Here is a 17,846-nt window from a genome sequence, read left to right on the forward strand (position 1 = left end):
GGTCGGGACATGCGCATCGGCCCTGTGCAGTCTAGGCTGAAGGACAGGTAAGCGGCAGGGAGGCCGATGATGACGCGCCGTATCGTGATCTGCGCGGACGGGACCTGGAACCGTCCGGAAGAGGACGTCGAGTCCGACGTCCCGACGAACGTATTGCGCCTGGCTCGGGCGGTGGCGCCGGTCGACGCCGCTGGCGACACCCAGCAGGTGTTCTATGACTGGGGCGTGGGGTCATACCACGCCCGGGTCAGTGGCGGGGTGACCGGGCGGGGCATCCACAAGAACATCACCGATGCCTATCGCTACATCGTGCAGAACTACGCCTCCGGCACGGAGCTCTTCCTGTTCGGGTTCAGCCGGGGTGCGTACACCGTGCGCAGCCTGTGCGGCCTGATCAACAACTGCGGGATCCTCCGGCGCCCGGACGCACGCCTGATCGAGGAGGCCTTTCGCCTGTACAAGCGGCTGGGGGCGGCGTACAAACCCGAGGGCAAGCACTCGCGCGCCTTTCGCGAGGGCCACAGCCATCCCTCGCGGACGATCCGTTTCGTGGGTGTCTGGGATACCGTCGGGGCACTGGGCATCCCGTTTTCGGTGCTCGGGCTGTTCGACCGCACCGATGAATTCTACGACACCAAGCTGGGCCCGAATGTCCGGATCGCCCGGCATGCACTGGCCATCGACGAGCGCCGCGCGGACTTCGAACCCACCCTGTGGGCACCCCGCGAAGGGCTGGATCTGGACCAGCAGTGGTTCGCGGGCGTGCACGCGGATATCGGGGGTGGCTATCCACCCGACGCCCAGGGGCTGCAGGTCGCCGACATACCCCTGGACTGGATGCTGGAGCAGGCATCCGCCGCAGGGCTGGAGTTCGAGCCACACCTCCCGGCCAGCCTGCGCCCCGACGCTCGGGCCGCGATCCACCAGTCCCGGCGCCACATCTATCGCCTGCGCCGCACACTGGTCCGGGATCTCGAGCCGGCGGAGCTGCCGACCCGGCTGCACCCCTCGGTCGAAGAACGCTACCGGCAGTCGCGCGACTACCGGCCTCCAAACCTCAAGGCCTATCTCGACAAGCGATCCCGCGACCTGTGACCTCACTGGCCCCGGCTCGTGTCATCATGAATGTACCGGCACGGGGGCGTTTGGAGGTATAACCGCCGCTTTGGCGGGGGTACGGGGCTCGGGGCGAGAGAGTGGCAACGACTTTGGGGAGGGGGCATGGCGAGGTCGCGTGACGCGAGCCAGGAACGCTGGATCGATCGGTTTCGTGTGCTGGAGACACTGGGGGAGAGTGCGCGCGACGGCCTGTATGTCGCGCATGACGGCGTGCTGGACCGACGCGTGATGGTGCGTACGCTGACGCAACAGGCCCTGGGCGATGCCGAGGCGCGTGATGAACTGATGCGTTCCGCCCGCGCGGTGAGCCGCTTCCGGCACCCCCACAGCGCGGCGATCTTCGAAGCGGGGCCCTGGGACGAGGGCCTCTACCTTGTATGCGAGTACATCGAGGGCGAAACGCTGGATGCCCTGCTCGCCAGGGGACGGCTGCCGCTGGACCGCGCCCTGGCGCTGATGCGCGAGATTGTCGATGCCCTGGCGGCGGCGCACGAGCAGGGGATTGTTCATGGGTCGCTGCAGCCTGCGAACATCACGGTGGGCGCGGACGGTCATGCGCGAGTCACTGGTCTGGGGCTCGCGTTGCCTGAGGGTAGCGAGCAGGCCGCGGGGCATCAGACACAGACGCGCCATTACCTGGCCCGGGAGCGGCTGTGTGGAGGGCCACCGACAGTGGCAGCGGACGTGTTCTCGCTGGGCGCGCTGTTCTACGAACTGCTGGCGGGACGGCGGGCCTTTTCCGGGGACGCCGACCGGGATGCGCCGGGTGAGATGGAAGCCGGTGTCCCCGGACCGCCGTCGAAGCACACAGGCGAGGGCGACGAACGCCTGGATGCCATCGCCCTGAGGGCACTGCGGCCCGATCCGCACGAGCGTTACGCAACGGCCCAGGCGCTGCGCGAGGCGTTTCTCGCCGTGACCGAGGGCCGCGAGTCCGACGCGGGAGATCCGGGCGACTTCATCCTTCGAAGGATCCGGCGCAAGCCGGATTTCCCGGGGGTCTCGGCCCACATCCGCGAGATTACCCAGTGCTCGGGCGACAGCCAGCAGCGCTCGGTCGCCGAACTGTCGAATGCCGTGCTGAAGGACTACGCGACGACACAGAAGCTTCTGCGGCTGGCCAATTCCCCTTTCTACAGCAACTTCGGCGGCAACATCCGCACGGTGTCCCGTGCGGTCGTCCTGCTGGGTTTCGAGCAGGTGCGCACGGCGGCGCTCGGCCTTGTCCTGCTGGAAAACCTCAAGGGCGGTAGCCAGTCCGCTCGCCTGATGCAGGCCATGGTGCAGACGCTGTTCAGCGCGATGCTGGCGCGCACGCTGGCCCGGCAGCTCGGCGGAGTCGAAAGCGAACAGGCGTTTGTCTGCGCGTTGTTCCACGACATCGGGCGGATGTTGGCGCTCTACTACCTCCCCGAGGAGGCCGACGAGATTCAGATCTGGCAGACGCAGGGCGTTTCCGAGGGCAGTGCGGCGCGCCAGGTGCTTGGGCTCTCGTACGAGGCACTGGCGCGTGCCGTGCTGGAGGACTGGAACTTCCCGCACGAGATCGTGCAGGCGGTCGAACGGGCGCCCGAGGGCACGTTGCCGGCGGTACGCGACCCGGACCAGCGTCTGCACCGGATCGTGACCCTGGCCAGCGAGATGGCGGGCCGGATTATCCACCAGGACCCGGCGGAGCAGGATCTCGCCCTGGCCGAACTGCGGCGCCGCTACAAGGCGTCGCTGGACGTCGAAGCTACGGGTATGCGCCGGGCCATTCAGGACGGGCGCGAGCATCTCGAGCAGTTTCTGAGCGTGGTCAAGCTGCCGCGCGAGGGGCAGGAACATCTGCGGCAACTGCGACGGAATCTGGGGGTTGGCGAGACCGCGCAGGGTGGCGATGTTCCGGACGAGGAGGCCCTGCTGGATGCCAATGGTGGCCTGGCGGCCGACGGCCCGGGCTCCGGGGCGGCGTCACCGGCCGAGCAGGCGGCGGCGCTGATGGAGTCGCTGACGGACATGCTCGATGCGATGGTCGAGGGATTCGAGCTGAACCCGCTGGTGCAGGCCGCGCTGGAAAACATCTACCAGGTGCTGGGGTTGCGCCGCGCGATGCTGATGCTGGCGGATCGGGAACGCCGCACGCTGGTGGCCCATACCGCGTTCGGGCATGAGGCGGAATCCCTGTCCGGGCGCTTGCGCTTGTCTCTGTCCGGCTCCGGCAATGTCCTCTCGCTGGCCATGACACAGCGCAAGGATATGGTGATCAGCGACAGTTCGGACCCGGCGATCAGCCGCTACATTCCGGGGGAGTTCCGTGATGTGCTGGATGCGCGTAGTTTTCTCTTGCTGCCCTTGGGAGTGCGTGAGCGCTGTGTGGGGCTGCTGTACCTGGAGTTGGCGCCGGGCAGTACGGAACTGGACCCGCTGGTGCTGCGCGCTCTGAAATCGGTTCGGAATCAGCTGGCCCTGGCGATCTGCGAGGCGCGTTCCTGACGCGATTCAAGGCGACCCCTCCCCGGCGAGTACGCCGATGCGGTAGTCGGGGAGCATGTCGTGGGCACGGCGGCTGTGGGGGCGGCCGGTACCCTTCGTATCCCATCCGTGCGAGGCATCCGTTCCGCAGTCGTCCTCGATCGGCGTCGGATGGCGCGGCAGGTACTCAGTGAAGTCATAGACCACGCCATGGATCGCCATCCAGCAGTCGTCTTCGCTGGCGTGGCGGGCCAGTTCCTCGTGCGTGATGCCCTCGTCACCCTCCACAACCGGTGGGGTGGTGTCCGGGCCCAGCAGGTGCACGGCCAGGAGGGTCAGCAGGCTCGCGATGAACGCGACTAGGAGCGTGTAGAGAGTCTGGCCGGTTCGTGTCATGGCGTTCTCACAGCAGATGGAAGGCCTCGGAGTGGATGCGCGCGTTCGGCACGCCTTCGGCATGCAGGAGTCCGCGGACGTAACGATCGACAACCCCCGGACCACAGATCCAGAACTCGGCGGATGCGAAATCCGCACAGTGCTGCCGCAGGAAATCGGCGCTGAGCAGGCCGTCCCGTTCGCGCAGGTGCAATGTCAGGTCCAGATCCTCGATCGTGTTGGCGAGACGCTCGAGTTCGTCATGGTAGGCCGCTGCTTCCCGGCGATCGGCCAGCTGGAACAGGTGCACGGGAGGGTTGGCCGAACGTCCTTCGTGCGCCAGCGCGCGTACCGCAGACACAAAGGGGGTAATGCCGACTCCCGCGCCCAGCCAGACGGCCGGCCGCTTGCGGTCATGCCCCTGCAGGAAGGTGCCGTACGGGCCCTCGACCTGGACCGGGCTACCCTTGGCGACCGTCTGCAACGCGCGCGATCCATCGCCCAGGCCCTTGATTCCAATCCTCAGGTATTCCTCCCCGGGTGCGGAGGCGATGGTAAAGGGGTGTTCTTCGCCCTGGCCGTTGGCCAGTCCCGGGTCGAGCGGCGTCAGATAAACAAACTGGGCCGGTTGATGCGCCAGCGGCTCTCCTTCGGGACGCAGACGCAGCTCGACCATGGTCGGGGTCAGCCGCTCGACTCCGTCGACCCGGTAGTCATGCCGTCCGATGCGGGGCGAGAGCAGCTTGCGCCACAGGTAGGCGGCCAGAGCCAGGATCCCGAGCAGCCACCAGGGCCAGGTCGCCTGCGCCAGCGGCCAGGCATGGACAACCCCCAGCAGAAGCGCGAGGCCGGACAGCACATGCAGGCGTTTCCAGCGGGCGTACCCGGGCTCGCCAAAGAACTTGAAGGTCGGGGCCAGCACGATGACTAGCACGACCAGTGCGCCCCATCCGGCCAGGATGGGCCAGTGATCGGGGCCCGGGAACAGGCGGTGAACGGCGGATGCCACCGAGTGTCCCATCCCCCCGGCGGCGACGAGCCAGACGTGCACGATCGCGAGGAGCAGGGCGGCGGCGCCCAGGGCGTGGTGGCGTCTCCAGAGGTCGATCAGCCCGCCGAACGGGCGGTCGCTGTGCGGTAGCCGGATGCTCAGGATGCCGGCCAGCAGCATGCAGGTGAGGGCGAGTACCCCGGAGACCTGCGTCAGCCAGCGGATGACCTCGTCGCGCTCCCAGATGATGGGCGCCAGGTGGCCACCGGCCCAGAGCGGGACGAGCAGCGCCAGCAGTAACAGAAAATCGCCCCGGTGGAGTCGGTTCACGGCGGCGCCCCTGAAGGGTGACCATCCGTCGAGTATGGAAATGCCTCGTGCGCTTCGCAAGTGGGCGTCAGAGCTTGCGCCGGTACCAGTGGATCACGATCCAGTCGTACAGCGCGTGGGTGATGATGACCACCAGCAGGTTGCCCGTCAGGTAATAGACGAGCCCCAGATAAAGCCCGATGGCCGTGGCAAAGACGAAATAGAGCCGCGTGATCGCATGGGCGAGGCCGAAGACCACCGCGGCGATCAGGATCGCCAGGAACGCCGGCAGGTGGGTGTCGAGCCAGGTCTGCAGGACACCGCGAACCAGGAGCTCTTCGCCGAGTCCGGCCAGCAACGAAATCAGCAGGATGGCCCCTGGCCAGGCGCTTCCGAACAGTCGCGCGATGAAATCGCGCACCTGTCCGGAAAGGGTGTCGTAGGCGGACCCGCCGAAATGCGCGATGAGCCCCAGCATCGCCAGCATCGGCAGCACCGCGATCACGCCGATCAGCGCATGATTCGGATCCCAGTGCAGGTGCTCGCCCAGCGGAACCCCGGCGATTGCGGCCAGGAAGAATGCCAGGGGGATCAGGGCGGCCTGGAACATCAGGCCGACCAGGAGGGGGTGGCTGCGCAGGTTCATGGGCGCAGGGTAGCGCACCCATGGGGTGGTTACGTGTTTTCCGTCAGCGCATGCACATGGCTGCGTACGCTGCGCGCCAGCGCCGCGAGATCGTAGCCACCCTCCAGCACCGAGACCAGACGGCCGGTCGCGTGCCGCTCGGCAATCGCCATCAGCTGGCGCGTGACCCACTCGAAGTCGCTCTCGAGCAGATTGAGCCCGGCGAGCGGGTCGTCCCGGTGGCCATCGAACCCGGCTGATATCAGGATCAACTCCGGCCGGAATCGTTCCAGGGCGGGCAGCCAGTCGCGCTCGATCGCCGCGCGAAAGGCGGGGCCGTCTGTACCCGCCGCGAGTGGGGTATGGACCAGGTGTTCGCGCCGGGACAGCGGCCGGTCCGGATAGAACGGATGCTGGAAGCTGGAACAGAACAGCGCCCGGGGATCATCGCGAACGATGTCTTCGGTCCCGTTGCCGTGATGGACGTCGAAGTCCGCGATTGCGACACGGCTCAGGCCGTGTACGTCCAGGGCCCAGCGTGCCGCGATTGCCACGTTGTTGAACAGGCAAAAGCCCATTGCCCGGTCCCGCTCAGCGTGGTGTCCCGGGGGCCGAACTGCACAGAAGACATTACGGGCCTCGCCCTCGAGGACGCGGCGGGTACCCTCGATTGTGGCTCCCGCCGCATGGTGCGCGGCGCGAATGGAATGCTCGTTGATGTGCGTGTCGGGGTCCACGGCAACGCGAACGCCCGGGTCGGGTTGGGCCGCGTGGATCGCGTCTACATGGGTACGGGAGTGGGCGCGCAATAGGTCCTCGTCGGTGGCCGCCGGCGGGTCCTCGATGCGCTCCAGTCCATTGAGGTTTTGCAGGGCCGCATCGATCGCGGCCAGGCGCTGCGGGCACTCCGGGTGTCCGGGTCCGGCATCGTGGAGCCGGCAGGCGGGGTGGGTGATGTACAGGGTACGGGCCATCGCCATCGACCTCTGCGTAGTGGCCGCGGGGTACGGCAGGGTTCAGCGCAACTGGCTGTCCTTGGAGGCGCGCCGGTTGTAGGGGCTGAAGGCCGCGTCCGTCTCGTCATGCGCCTCCTGGCAGGGGACGCACAGGCGTACGCCGGGCAGGGCAAGGCGGCGGGCCTCGGGGATTGTGGCCCCGCATTCCTCGCACGCCTCCAGGCTCTCGCCCTCGGGGAGTTGGCTGCGCACGCGCGCCAGTGCGTCCTCGACGGTGTCGTCGATCTGTTCCTGTTCCGCGCCGTCTTTGGACCAGCCACCCGCCATCACACCATTCCGTCAAAGCCTGTTGGGTGTTAGATACCCAGGCCCTGGCAGGGAGTTCCCGAGGTGTTAGTCGCCGTGGCCGAATTCGCGGGCGACGTAGTCGATGTCCTTGTCGCCCCGGCCGGACAGGTTGGCGAGGATCGTAACGCCGGGGTTCTCGCGGCCGTACTTCATCGCCCAGGCCACGGCATGGGCGCTCTCCAGCGCCGGGATGATGCCCTCGGCACGCGACAGGCGGTAGAAGGCCTCCAGCGTCTCGTCGTCGCTGATCGCATGGTAGGCCACGCGTTCGATGGTCTTCAGGTAGGAGTGCTCCGGGCCCACGCCGGGGTAGTCCAGCCCCGAGGCGATGGAGTGGACCGGGGCCGGATTGCCTTCCTCGTCGGCCAGCAGCATGCACTTGAAGCCGTGGATCATGCCGGGCTTGCCGTAGGTCATCGTAGCGGAGTGCTCGCCCAGCTTCGTGCCGCGTCCGAGTGGCTCGACGCCGTTCAGCTGGACGCCGGCGTCCTCGATGAAGCCGGCAAACATGCCCATCGCATTGGAGCCGCCGCCAACACAGGCGACCACATGATCGGGCAGCTCGCCGCCGGTCATCTCCATGAACTGCTCGCGCGCCTCGATGCCAACCACGGACTGGAAGTTGCGCACCATCAGCGGGAACGGGTGCGGGCCTACCACGGAGCCGATCGCGAACAGGGCCTCATCGGCCTGCGACAGGTAGGACTGGAAGGCCGAGTCCACGGCCTCCTTGAGCGAACGGCCGCCGAAGGAGACCGGCACGACCTGTGCGCCCATCAGCTTCATGCGGGTGACGTTGGGCGCTTCCTTGGCGATGTCGATCTCGCCCATGTGGATCTCGCAGTCCATGCCGAAGTACGCAGCTGCCGTGGCCAGCGCGACGCCGTGCTGGCCGGCGCCGGTCTCCGCGATCAGCTTGCGCTTGCCCATGTGCTTGGCGAGCAGGGCCTCGCCCATGCAGTGGTTCAGTTTGTGCGCACCGGAATGGTTCAGGTCCTCGCGCTTGAGATAGATATGCGCGCCGGCCTCGCGGCTCAGATTGTGCGCGTAGTACACCGGGGTGGGTCGGCCCTGGTAGTGCTTGCGGATGTAGCGCAGCTCGTTCAGGAAGTCGGCCGAGCGGGCGAGCGTCAGGTAGGCGCGGTTGATCTCGGCAAAATGCGGTTCCAGTTCGGGAGGCAGGAACGCACCCCCGAACTCGCCGAAATAACCTTCCTGGTTCGGAAAATCCTTCAGGTATGACATCGCCCGCCCTCGTGCATGTTCGAAAGGGCGAATGATCCTGTGCCAGGCGCCCCTTGCCAAGCCCGTTCGCGCAAACGCTGCCCTCAGGGGGGTGACAGGCGGTCGCAGACCTGGGCGGTGAGCTCCAGGGAGCGACGACGGGCGTCGTGATCAAAGGTCGTGGTGGTCAGGATCAGCTCATCAACCTGCGTGGCTTCAAGGAAGCGGCGCATCTCCCGCTCGACGGTGTCGGGTGCCCCGATCGCGGAGCAGGCCATGGTCTGTTCGACAATCGCCCGTTCAGCCCGGTCGAGCTGTTCGCGGTAGTGCGGGATCGGGGGCTGGATCGGTTCGGGTCGGCCGCGGCGCAGGCTGATGAAGGCCTGCTCCATGGAACTGGCCAGCGTCTGCGCGTCGGTATCGGTGTCGGCCACATAGACGTTGTAGCCGGCCATCACGTAGGGCGCATCCAGGTCCGGGGAGGGCCGGAACTCGCGGCGGTAGATCGCGATCGCGTCATGCAGCTGACCCGGGGCGAAATGCGAGGCAAAGGCGTAGGGCAGCCCCAGGTGCGCCGCAAGCTGGGCCCCGAACAGGCTCGATCCGAGGATCCAGACCGGAACATGCGAACCGGCGCCGGGTATCGCCCGAATGGCCTGGTCCGGAGCGGGGTCCGCCAGGTAGCCCTGCAGCTCCACCACATCGCGTGGGAACTGGTTGGGGTCGCTCTCCGCGCTGCGGCGCAGGGCGCGGGCCGTGGCCGGGTCTGTCCCCGGTGCACGGCCAAGCCCGAGGTCGATCCGACCGGGAAACAGGGCATCCAGTGTCCCGAACTGCTCGGCGACGATCAGCGGCGCGTGGTTGGGCAGCATGATGCCGCCTGCACCCACGCGGATGCGCGCAGTGGCGGCCGCGACCTGGCCGATCACCACAGCAGTCGCCGCACTGGCGATCCCCGGCATGTTGTGGTGCTCGGCGAGCCAGTATCGCGTGAATCCCAGTTCGTCCGCCCGTCGGGCCAGGTCGAGGGTGTTGTGCAGGGCCTGCCCTGCGTCCGACCCCGCGGTGATCGGTGCGAGATCGAGTATGGAGAAGTCCGTCATCGGGGCATTGTAGGACAGGGAGTGTTGTGCCGATTGTCGGTTGACGGGGTAGCGGGGAATCGAGGCACCGTGCGGGCAGAGTGGGTCTATAGTCCGGGGTAGGGACGGCAAGAGGGCCGCAGCATGGGCATCGCGAGAACCCTGAGTGACTATCTGGCGGCACAGGGTGTCGCTTATGAACTGGTTCGGCACCCGTATTCCAGCAGTGCCACCCGAACGGCAGAGGCCGCGCACGTGCCCGGTGATCGGCTGGCGAAGGCCGTGCTGGTGGAGGATGCCGGCCATTACATGCTGGCGATCCTCCCGTCGTCGCGGCGCCTGCACTTCGGGCAGCTCCACCACCTGATTGGCGAACACGTCGGGCTGGCCACCGAAAGGGAGGTGGCGGAACTCTTCCCGGATTGTGCACTGGGCGCGATCCCGGCGCTGGCCGAGCCCTACGGCCTGGAGGCGATGCTGGACGAACATGCCCCCACCGAGGGGGATGTATATCTCGAGGGTGGCGATCACGAGACCCTGGTGAAGCTGCCGGCCCTTGCCTGGCGGGACCTCCTGGGTGCCGCCCGGCACGGGTTATTCAGTCGGCATTTGTAGCCGCTGTCGGTTGCACCATCGGCGTGTGCGGTGAATGCTACGCCGATGGATATCGCGATTCGTTTGCAGGGGCTGGTGCGCGGTTATAACGGCACCCGCGCGGTCGATGGTGTTGATCTGGAAGTCCCGAGCGGGAGCATCCTCGGTCTTCTGGGGCCGAATGGTGCCGGCAAGACCACCATCGTGCGCATGCTGTCCACCCTGATCACCCCGGATGCGGGAACAGCCGAGGTGGGCGGCTTCGATGTCGTCCGCGATGCGGCGCACGTGCGCGAGATCATCGGGCTGACCGGGCAGTACGCCTCGGTCGACGAGAAGCTGACCGGGCGCGAAAACCTGTTGTTGATTTCACGATTGCTGGGTCTGGGCCGTCGCGACGCGCGCCGTCGCACGGACGAGTTGCTGGCCCAGTTTGACCTTTGCGATGCGGCGAACCGTCCGGCACAGACCTATTCCGGTGGCATGCGCCGCCGGCTTGATCTGGCGGCCAGCCTGGTCGGGAACCCCGCCATTCTCTTTCTCGACGAGCCGACCACGGGGCTGGACCCGCGGGCGCGCCGCGACCTGTGGCGCCTGGTGGCGAAACTGCGGGAGCAAGGCACCACCGTGCTGCTGACGACCCAGTATCTGGACGAAGCGGACGCCCTGGCGGATCGGATCGTGGTGCTGGACCGTGGGCGGATCATTGCCGAGGGGACCTCGTCGGAATTGAAGGAACGTGTGGGTGGCCGCTCGCTGTTCGTGGTGGTGGCGGACTCGGCCCGACTCGATGATGCGACCGAGGCGATTGCACGTATCGTCGGGGAGGGCCCGCAGGCGCGGGACAACACCCTGAGTGTCGCCGTGACGAGCAGTAGCGTTGTGCCGAAGGTGCTTCGGGCCCTGGATCAGGCGGGGATCGAGGTGGTCGAACTCGGTCTGCGCACTGCGAGCCTGGACGATGTCTTTCTGGCGCTGACCGGGCATGCGGCCGAGGTCACGTCCGAGACGACAGAGGAGGGCGCATGAAGGCACTGGACCAGACGCTGGCGCTGGCCTGGCGCAGTCTCGTGCAGGTGCGTCGCAATCCCTGGGAGCTGGGGGATTATTCCATCCAGCCGATCCTGTTTCTGGTGCTGTTCCTGTACGTGTTTGGCGGGGCAGTGGCCGGCTCGACCGAAGCCTATCTGCCGTTCGTGCTGCCGGGCGTGATCGCGATGAACATGCTGTTTGTCACCGTGTATGTCGGGCATGGTCTGAATACGGATCTCACACGCGGGGTGTTCGACCGTTTTCGGGCCCTGCCCATTCCGCGCTGGGCGCCGCTGGCGGGGCGCATCCTGGCCGATCTGCTGAAGCAGGCCCTTTGCATCGCGTTGTTGCTGATCGTGGGGGTGTTGCTGGGTTTCCGGATCGAGACCTCGGTCTGGGAGGTGCTGGCGATGGTGGCGCTGGTGCTGGTCTTCGCCTCGGCCGCATCGTGGATCATGGTCCTGGTGGGTGTTCTGTCCCGCGACCCCGAACATGTGCAGCTGTTCGGTTTTACGGCGTTGTTCCCGGTGACGTTCGTCTCCACCGCCTTTGTACCGCTGGATACCATGCCCACCGTGCTGCAGCCCTTCGTGCAGGCCAACCCCGTCTCGTTGCTCGCGGACGCCTCGCGCGCCCTGTTGAGCGGAGGCGACGCGCTGGAGCCCGCTTTGTGGACCCTTGTCTGGGCTGCAGCGATCGCGGTGATCTTTGCACCACTGTCGGTCTGGGCCCTGAATCGGCGTCTGGCCCGGGGATAGGGGCTCGGGTAAAGCGCTAACCCGGAATCACATGCGCAGGTCCACGCGTTCGGAGCCTGGCGCGTCGATGCCGCGGTGCAGCAGCAGCGTACCGCTCGCGTTCAGGAGTTCGGTGGTTAACTGGCGAAAGCTCACCACGGTCTCGGTCAGGCGGAGACGGCTCTCGAGCAGGTCGCGCTGGGCCTGCGCCACGGCCAGTGCTGTGCCGGCTCCGACCCGGAATCGGGTCTGTTCGACTCGCAGGAGTTCCTCCTGCAACTCGATGGTCTCTTCCTGCGCGCGGATCTGCTCGCGCACGCGGGCGGCGTCGAACCAGACCGAGCGCACGTCTTCGATCGCCAGCTGTTCCAGATTGGCCAGGGTCTCGGCGATCTGCTGCCGGGTAAGGCGGGCGCGGGTGTGTTCGGCTTCCGCCGCACGGTTGCCGATCGGCATCTCGAAGCGCAGCCCCGCGGCGAGGTCGTAGCCGTCGCCCTGGGTGTCGCGGAAGGTACGCCCGAAGCTGTCCGCATAGCCCGATTGTCCTAGCGTGACGAAGAAGTCCAGCCGGGGGAGCAGTCCGTTGCGGGTGCGGATGACCTCCAGCTCGTCGCGCTGAACCCGCAGGCGGGTCTCGTTCAAGTCCGCGCGGTGATCGCGCGCCAGTGCCACATAGGTATCGAGCGGCTCGATCTCGTAACGGTCCAGCGCCGGTTCGGAGCTGGTCAGCAGCCGCGTGTCCCACAGGCCCCCGTCGCCCTGGAGCAGGCGCGCCAGGGTGTCCTGGGCGCGGGCGCGCTCGCTGCGGGCATCGATCAGCCCCTGGCGACGCAGGGCGACCTCGGCGCGTGCGGATACGGCCTCGGTCTCCGGCCGATCACCGGCATCGATGCGGCGTTGTGTCTCGTCCAGCTGCTGGCTGGCGACCGCCAGGGCCTCCTCGAAGATTTCGATCTGCTCGCCGGCGAGGACCAGGTCCCAGTAGGCCGTCTCGACGTCGGTGATCAGCTGCTCGACGAAGGCGCGCACCTCGTATTCCGTGGCCTCGACGTCCAGCCCGGCCTGCTGCAGGCGCACGAGATTGGACTCGATTCGGCCCCCGCGCAGAAGGGCCTGGGTCAGCGTCAGGCCGGCGCGGGAGGAGAACTGGGTCTGGTCGACCCGCGAACTGCTGGCGCGCTGGCTGCGCACGGACAGGCTCAGGTCGGTACCCGTCGGGAGCGACTGACGAACGCCCGCCTCGCCGAAGCGCTGGGTCGAGGTAACCTCGTCGGTGTCTTCTTCGGCTTCCTCCAGCAGGCGCACGCTCTGGTCCCGGCTGACCTCGACCTCGGCGAACAGCTCGGGGTCGAACACGGCGCGCTCCTGTGCCTCGAAGGTACCCGCGATCGCGGTCTGCAGGCGTTCGGCGCGCAGGCCACGGTTGCCTTCCAGTGCCCGCGCCACGGCTTCTTCCAGCGAGAGCGTCTCCTCACCGACCGGTTCGCGGGCGAACGGATCGATCGCCATCAGCTGCTCGGCCGGCAGTGAAAGGCGCAACCCGTTGCCGGTCGGCTCGTCTTCCTCTGCCGTGGCGGGAATGGCCAGGGCGAGCGAAGCCAGCAGTGGCAGGGCGACTCGGTACGGGCTAGGCATCTTCGGTTCCGGCTCGGTAGACGGGCTGCGGGCGCTCGCCGCGACGGTGGAACAGCAGGTAGAGCGTCGGGATCAGCACCAGGGTGATCAGGGTAGACGACAGCAGCCCGCCGATCACTACCCGCGCCATTGGCGCCTGGGCCTCGCCACCGTCGCCCATGCCGATGGCCAGGGGCGAGAGGGCCAGTATCGTGGTCAGCGTGGTCATCAGGATGGGTCGCAGACGCTCGCCGGCGGCGGCCACGACGGCCTCGTGCAGGTCCATGCCGTCGTCGCGGTGTCGCCGGGCCATGCGGTCCACCAGCAGAATCGCATTGTTCACCACAATCCCGACCAGCAGCAGGACCCCGATCAACGACTGCACGTTGAGCGTGGTGTCGGTGACGATCAGCGCCCCGGTGACCCCGATGATCGCGAGCGGGATCGAGAACATCACGATCAGGGGATCGCGCAGGGATTCGTACAGGCTGGCCATGACCATGTACACCAGCAAGGTAGCCAGCATCGTACCCAGCAGCAGCTCCGAGAAGGCGGCTTCCTGTTCTTCGATGTCGCCCGTGACGGAGTAGTCGATCTCCTCGGGCAGCGGGATGTCGGCCAGGGCCTCGCGGACCGAGGCCGCGACTTCACCCAGCGAGCGGTCGCCCAGATTGATGAACAGCGTCCGTACGCGGGCCTGTTCACGTCGTTCGATGCTGTCGGGCCCGATCTCGGTGTCGAAGGAAATCAGGCTGCGCAAGGCGACGCGTTCGCCGTCCTCGCTGCGCACGGTCAGGTTGAGCAGGTCGTCCAGCGAGCTCTGGTCCGCGTCGCGCAGCTGCACCCAGATGCGAGTCTCGTCGCCTCCCGCGCGCAACTGCCCGGCGCTGGAGCCGCCCAGCGCGGTCTCCAGCGTCTGGGCAATAGTACGCACATCCACGCCGAGGTCGGCGGCGCGGTCACGATGGATACGGGTGGCGAATTCGGGCTGGCCGCCATCGGTCCCCACCCGCGTATCCGTAATACCGGGGACATCGGCCAGCGCCTCCTCGAACCGTTCGAGCACCGCATTCATGGTCGACAGCTCGAAGCCGCGCACCTCGACCGACAGGCGTTCCTCGTCATCGCCACGCCCGAATCCGCGGAAGAAGATGCCACTGGATGCGCGGACACGGATCTCCGTTCCCGGCGGGGTGCCCAGGGCCTCGCGCAGGGCAGCGGCAATCTCCTCGGAAGAACGGCTGCGACTGTCGCGCGAACCGACCATTACGCGCATGTTGCCGGACGCGGGCGACGACGCTCGGAAGGCAGAGGCGCCAGAGCTGGACACCAGGTTCTGCAGCTCCGGCACCTCGTCGCGAATCACCTCTTCCAGGCTGGCCATGGTGGAATACAGCTCGTCGAGTGGTGTCCCCGGTTCCATGGAGACATGCACGCGCAATTCACCCTCGTCGGTGGCGGGCAGAAACTCGGTGCCGACGCCGCGCAGCCCGGCCAGTGCGATGACCATCAGCAAGGCACTGATCCCGATCACCATCCAGGGATGCGCCAGGGTGCCGCGCAGCAGCCCCTGATAGCGCTGTTCCATGCGGGCGAGGGCGCTGGTGTCGCGCTTCGGCATCGGGGCACGCGCCATCAGCATCGGCACCACGGTGAGGGCCACGATCAGCGAGGCGGCCAGCGCGAAGGCGACTACGGCGGCAAGTGGTTTGAACAGCTGCCCGGCCAGTTCCTGGGCGAAGAACAACGGCAGAAAGATGGCGACGGTGGTCAGCGTACTGGCGATGATCGCGGGCGCCACGCGCCCGGTACCACTGACAGCCGCCTCGACCGCGCTTTGCTCCGCGTGTTCCTCTCGCCTTCGGGCGATGCTCTCGATCACCACGATCGCGTTGTCGACCATCAGGCCCACACCCAATGCGATCCCGCCCATGGTCATCAGGTTGAGCGAGTGTCCACCAAAGTAGACCAGCCCGAAGGTTGAGATGACCGCCAGAGGAATCGCGGTGGCCGCCACCAGCGTGTAACGGATATTGCGCAGGAAGACGAGCAGGACCAGGACGGCCAGTGCGCTCCCGTAGAGGATGGACTGCCCGACATTGGTAATGGAGCTGCGGATGAATCCCGCCTCGTCCGTGACGGCGCGGATGTCGATCTGCGGGAAGTCGCGGTTGAGACGGACCAGTTCGGCGTGGACCGCTGCGGAGACCTCCACTGTATTGGCGTCCGCCAGTTTGCGCACGGCCAGCTGGACGCCTTCTTCCTGGTTGACTCGGAAACGACGGGTGACGCGCTGGTGGGTATCGCGGACCTCGGCGACCTGATGCAGGTAGGTCACGCCATCCTCGCTGCGCTGAACCACGGTATCGCGTATCTCGCCCACCGAGCGGAACTCGGCCGGTGTACGCAGCCGGTATTCACGGCGACCGTCCATGATCGGGCCACCCGGAGTGATCACGTTGGCATCGCGGATGCGGTTGCGCAGGTCGTCCAGCCCCAGGTCGATCGCCTGTATCCGGTCTGGATCGACCTCCACGCGGACCTCGCGTTCGAGCCCGCCAAACGTATCCACCGCAGCCACGCCGGGGATGCGCTCCAGGCGTGGCGCAATGCGGTTGTCAATCAGGGTGCGCAGGTGAATGGCATCGAGCTGCGAGCCGACGCCCAGGCGCATGATGGGCGAGTCCTGGGTGTCGAACTGGCGCACCAGGGGGCGATCCGCCCCATCCGGCAGCTGACCTTCAATACGCGCCAGACGATCGCGCAGGTCATCAACGGCCTGGCGGATATCCGTGCCCCAGGCAAAGTTGACGCGCACATTGCTGTTGCCTTCGGCCGAAGTGGACCGGATCTCCTGGGCCCCGGTGATTGCGGCCGCTGCCTGTTCCACCGGGCGGGTCACCAGTTGCTCGACCTCCTCGGCCCCGGCGTTGGGGTAGGAGGTCATCACCGTGACCACCGGATAGGTGATGTCGGGCAGTAGGTCGACCGGGAGGCGGGTCAGCGCGGTCAGGCCCAGGATCACCACGATCAGGGCCACCATGCTGGTCAGCACGGGGCGGTGGACGGTAAGTCGAGCCGGATTCACGGCTCTTCGGTCTCCGACAGGTCCGGGGCGAAGTCCGCGCCGGGCACACTGCGCGGGTCGGTCAGGCGCAGCGGGGTGCCATCGGCGAGCAGGTGTTGCCCCAGCACCACCACCTCGGTGCCCTCGGGCAACTCGGGTTCCAACAGCTCGATCCAGTTGCCGTCACGCACGCCGGTAACGGCCATGTGGCGGCGCGCCTCTGGCCGTTCGCCGCTACGGTCTACGCTGAACAGGGTGGGACCCGCCTCGCGCTGGATGATGGCGTCCCGCGGTATCGCCAGCGTGTCCGAGCGCTGGCCGAGAGTGATCGCGGTTTCGACAAACATCCCGGGCCGCAGGCGTTCATCGTCGTTCGGTACTTCGACCTCGATTCGTGCCTGGCGCGAACCCGGGCGAAACTCGGGGGAGATCCGTGTGATGGTGCCTTCGAATAGCGCGTCGGGGTACGAGGAGGTGCGCACGGTCGCTTCCTGGCCGCGCGAGATCCGCGAATAGTCCGCTTCGGTGACTGCCAGAATCGCGCGGACCGGCTGCAGTGTGACGAGTGCCAGCGCGGGTTCGTTGGCGCTGATCACCGAGCCGGGGTCAACCAGGCGTTCGGCCACCCAGCGGGTGGTGCTGCCCGGGTCGGCGTCGATACGCGTGTAGCCTAGCTGGATTTCGCGGGTGCGCAGGGCAGAGCGGCGTTGTCGAATCTGGGACTCGGCAAGGGCCACGCGGGTCTGTGCCAGGGCGAGTTCGGTTTCGGCGGCCTCCAGCTCCGAGCGCGAGGCGATCCCCTGGTCGCGCAATTCGCGGGTGCGCTGCAGGTCGCGCTGGGCGGCGTTACGGCTGGCGACGGCCTCCGCCAGGCTGGCTTCGGCCACTTCCAGCTCGGCCTCGGCCTGCGTGACGTCCTGCTCGAATTCCTCGGTATCCAGTTGCAGCAGGGGGGCGCCCGGTTCGACTCGGTCGCCCAGGTTGACGAAGACTTCGGCCACACGGCCCCCGACGCGCGGCGTAATCACGATACGGTCGGCGCCCTCGATGCTGCCGGTGAATCGGCGGCGCTCCACCAGATCCTGTTGTTGCACGGTGGCCACCGCGACGGCCACGGGCCGTGTCTCGCCGCCACCCGCGCGCGAGGAAGAGGCCTGTTCGTCATCCGGGCCCCAAAAGAGCCAGGCGAGCACACCGCCCGCCAGGAGGAACAGGACCAGGGTGATCACGGTGGACAGCTTGGGCATGCACGCGGCTCGAAATGGGTGAACGGGATCACGTTATGCTGCGAGTGTGCCGCAAGCCGCTGAATCGCGCAT

General features: G+C 67.2%; 15 protein-coding genes. 5 read left to right on the forward strand and 10 right to left on the reverse strand.

Annotation, left to right across the window (positions count from 1 at the left end):
* Positions 1-69 precede the first annotated feature (69 nt).
* Complete coding sequence (locus F468_RS0107935) at positions 70-1,095, forward strand: DUF2235 domain-containing protein (RefSeq protein ID WP_018875314.1); 1,026 nt, start codon at positions 70-72, stop codon at positions 1,093-1,095.
* A 126-nt stretch (positions 1,096-1,221) separates the two neighbouring features.
* Positions 1,222-3,594, forward strand: coding sequence for an HDOD domain-containing protein (locus F468_RS0107940; protein ID WP_018994916.1), 2,373 nt, complete (start codon positions 1,222-1,224; stop codon positions 3,592-3,594).
* A gap of 6 nt (positions 3,595-3,600) precedes the next feature.
* On the opposite strand, the gene F468_RS0107945 is transcribed toward F468_RS0107940, so the two are convergent.
* The 7 genes from F468_RS0107945 to F468_RS0107975 all read right to left on the reverse strand — a co-directional run bounded on the left by F468_RS0107945 (position 3,601) and on the right by F468_RS0107975 (position 9,504).
* Positions 3,601-3,969, reverse strand: coding sequence for a cytochrome b5-like heme/steroid binding domain-containing protein (locus F468_RS0107945; protein ID WP_018139324.1), 369 nt, complete (start codon positions 3,967-3,969; stop codon positions 3,601-3,603).
* Between the two features lie 7 nt (positions 3,970-3,976).
* Positions 3,977-5,269, reverse strand: a complete 1,293-nt coding sequence (locus F468_RS0107950) for a ferric reductase-like transmembrane domain-containing protein (protein WP_018994917.1) — start codon at positions 5,267-5,269, stop codon at positions 3,977-3,979.
* Positions 5,270-5,336: 67 nt separating this feature from the next.
* Complete coding sequence (locus tag F468_RS0107955) at positions 5,337-5,894, reverse strand: CPBP family intramembrane glutamic endopeptidase (RefSeq protein WP_026278829.1); 558 nt, start codon at positions 5,892-5,894, stop codon at positions 5,337-5,339.
* 29 nt (positions 5,895-5,923) lie between these two features.
* A complete protein-coding gene (locus F468_RS0107960) occupies positions 5,924-6,853 on the reverse strand; it encodes a histone deacetylase family protein (protein ID WP_018139327.1) in 930 nt (309 codons plus the stop codon).
* Between the two features lie 36 nt (positions 6,854-6,889).
* Entirely contained in the window at positions 6,890-7,156 is a 267-nt protein-coding gene (locus F468_RS0107965) for a DksA/TraR family C4-type zinc finger protein (protein ID WP_018139328.1), read from the reverse strand.
* A 66-nt stretch (positions 7,157-7,222) separates the two neighbouring features.
* Positions 7,223-8,422, reverse strand: a complete 1,200-nt coding sequence (gene trpB, locus F468_RS0107970) for a tryptophan synthase subunit beta (protein WP_018139329.1) — start codon at positions 8,420-8,422, stop codon at positions 7,223-7,225.
* Between the two features lie 83 nt (positions 8,423-8,505).
* Positions 8,506-9,504 (reverse strand): LLM class flavin-dependent oxidoreductase, encoded by a 999-nt coding sequence (locus tag F468_RS0107975; protein WP_018994918.1) that lies wholly within the window; start codon positions 9,502-9,504, stop codon positions 8,506-8,508.
* Between the two features lie 123 nt (positions 9,505-9,627).
* Between F468_RS0107975 and F468_RS0107980 the strand changes: the two genes are divergently transcribed.
* Genes F468_RS0107980 through F468_RS0107990 form a run of 3 tightly spaced genes read left to right on the forward strand, consistent with a single transcriptional unit; the run spans position 9,628 to position 11,867 of the window.
* Entirely contained in the window at positions 9,628-10,098 is a 471-nt protein-coding gene (locus tag F468_RS0107980) for an aminoacyl-tRNA deacylase (RefSeq protein ID WP_018139331.1), read from the forward strand.
* Between the two features lie 45 nt (positions 10,099-10,143).
* Positions 10,144-11,106 carry a daunorubicin resistance protein DrrA family ABC transporter ATP-binding protein gene (locus F468_RS0107985; RefSeq protein ID WP_018994919.1) on the forward strand — a complete coding sequence of 321 codons (963 nt, stop codon included), beginning with the start codon at positions 10,144-10,146 and terminating at the stop codon, positions 11,104-11,106.
* Positions 11,103-11,867 carry an ABC transporter permease gene (locus F468_RS0107990; protein WP_018993851.1) on the forward strand — a complete coding sequence of 255 codons (765 nt, stop codon included), beginning with the start codon at positions 11,103-11,105 and terminating at the stop codon, positions 11,865-11,867. The genes F468_RS0107985 and F468_RS0107990 overlap by 4 nt, the downstream gene beginning before the upstream one ends.
* A gap of 27 nt (positions 11,868-11,894) precedes the next feature.
* On the opposite strand, the gene F468_RS0107995 is transcribed toward F468_RS0107990, so the two are convergent.
* From F468_RS0107995 to F468_RS0108005, 3 genes are read right to left on the reverse strand one after another with little or no spacing between them, the layout of a single operon-like run.
* Positions 11,895-13,481: a TolC family protein gene (locus F468_RS0107995; protein ID WP_018139334.1), complete on the reverse strand. Its 1,587-nt coding sequence runs from the start codon at positions 13,479-13,481 to the stop codon at positions 11,895-11,897.
* Complete coding sequence (locus F468_RS0108000; RefSeq protein WP_018139335.1) at positions 13,474-16,548, reverse strand: efflux RND transporter permease subunit; 3,075 nt, start codon at positions 16,546-16,548, stop codon at positions 13,474-13,476. Before F468_RS0108000 ends, F468_RS0107995 begins: the two co-directional genes overlap by 8 nt.
* Positions 16,545-17,774 carry an efflux RND transporter periplasmic adaptor subunit gene (locus F468_RS0108005; protein ID WP_018139336.1) on the reverse strand — a complete coding sequence of 410 codons (1,230 nt, stop codon included), beginning with the start codon at positions 17,772-17,774 and terminating at the stop codon, positions 16,545-16,547. The genes F468_RS0108000 and F468_RS0108005 overlap by 4 nt, the downstream gene beginning before the upstream one ends.
* Between the last annotated feature and the right edge of the window lie 72 nt (positions 17,775-17,846).

Source organism: Thioalkalivibrio sp. ALJ2, assembly GCF_000378325.1.
Taxonomy (GTDB): domain Bacteria; phylum Pseudomonadota; class Gammaproteobacteria; order Ectothiorhodospirales; family Ectothiorhodospiraceae; genus Thioalkalivibrio.

Coding starts and splice junctions, on each gene's coding strand:
- F468_RS0107935 (WP_018875314.1), top strand. CDS start 70: ATGACGCGCCGTATCGTGATCTGCGCGGACGGGACCTGGAACCGTCCG.
- F468_RS0107940 (WP_018994916.1), top strand. CDS start 1,222: ATGGCGAGGTCGCGTGACGCGAGCCAGGAACGCTGGATCGATCGGTTT.
- F468_RS0107945 (WP_018139324.1), bottom strand. CDS start 3,969: ATGACACGAACCGGCCAGACTCTCTACACGCTCCTAGTCGCGTTCATC.
- F468_RS0107955 (WP_026278829.1), bottom strand. CDS start 5,894: ATGAACCTGCGCAGCCACCCCCTCCTGGTCGGCCTGATGTTCCAGGCC.
- F468_RS0107960 (WP_018139327.1), bottom strand. CDS start 6,853: ATGGCGATGGCCCGTACCCTGTACATCACCCACCCCGCCTGCCGGCTC.
- F468_RS0107965 (WP_018139328.1), bottom strand. CDS start 7,156: ATGGCGGGTGGCTGGTCCAAAGACGGCGCGGAACAGGAACAGATCGAC.
- trpB (WP_018139329.1), bottom strand. CDS start 8,422: ATGTCATACCTGAAGGATTTTCCGAACCAGGAAGGTTATTTCGGCGAG.
- F468_RS0107975 (WP_018994918.1), bottom strand. CDS start 9,504: ATGACGGACTTCTCCATACTCGATCTCGCACCGATCACCGCGGGGTCG.
- F468_RS0107980 (WP_018139331.1), top strand. CDS start 9,628: ATGGGCATCGCGAGAACCCTGAGTGACTATCTGGCGGCACAGGGTGTC.
- F468_RS0107985 (WP_018994919.1), top strand. CDS start 10,144: ATGGATATCGCGATTCGTTTGCAGGGGCTGGTGCGCGGTTATAACGGC.
- F468_RS0107990 (WP_018993851.1), top strand. CDS start 11,103: ATGAAGGCACTGGACCAGACGCTGGCGCTGGCCTGGCGCAGTCTCGTG.
- F468_RS0107995 (WP_018139334.1), bottom strand. CDS start 13,481: ATGCCTAGCCCGTACCGAGTCGCCCTGCCACTGCTGGCTTCGCTCGCC.
- F468_RS0108005 (WP_018139336.1), bottom strand. CDS start 17,774: ATGCCCAAGCTGTCCACCGTGATCACCCTGGTCCTGTTCCTCCTGGCG.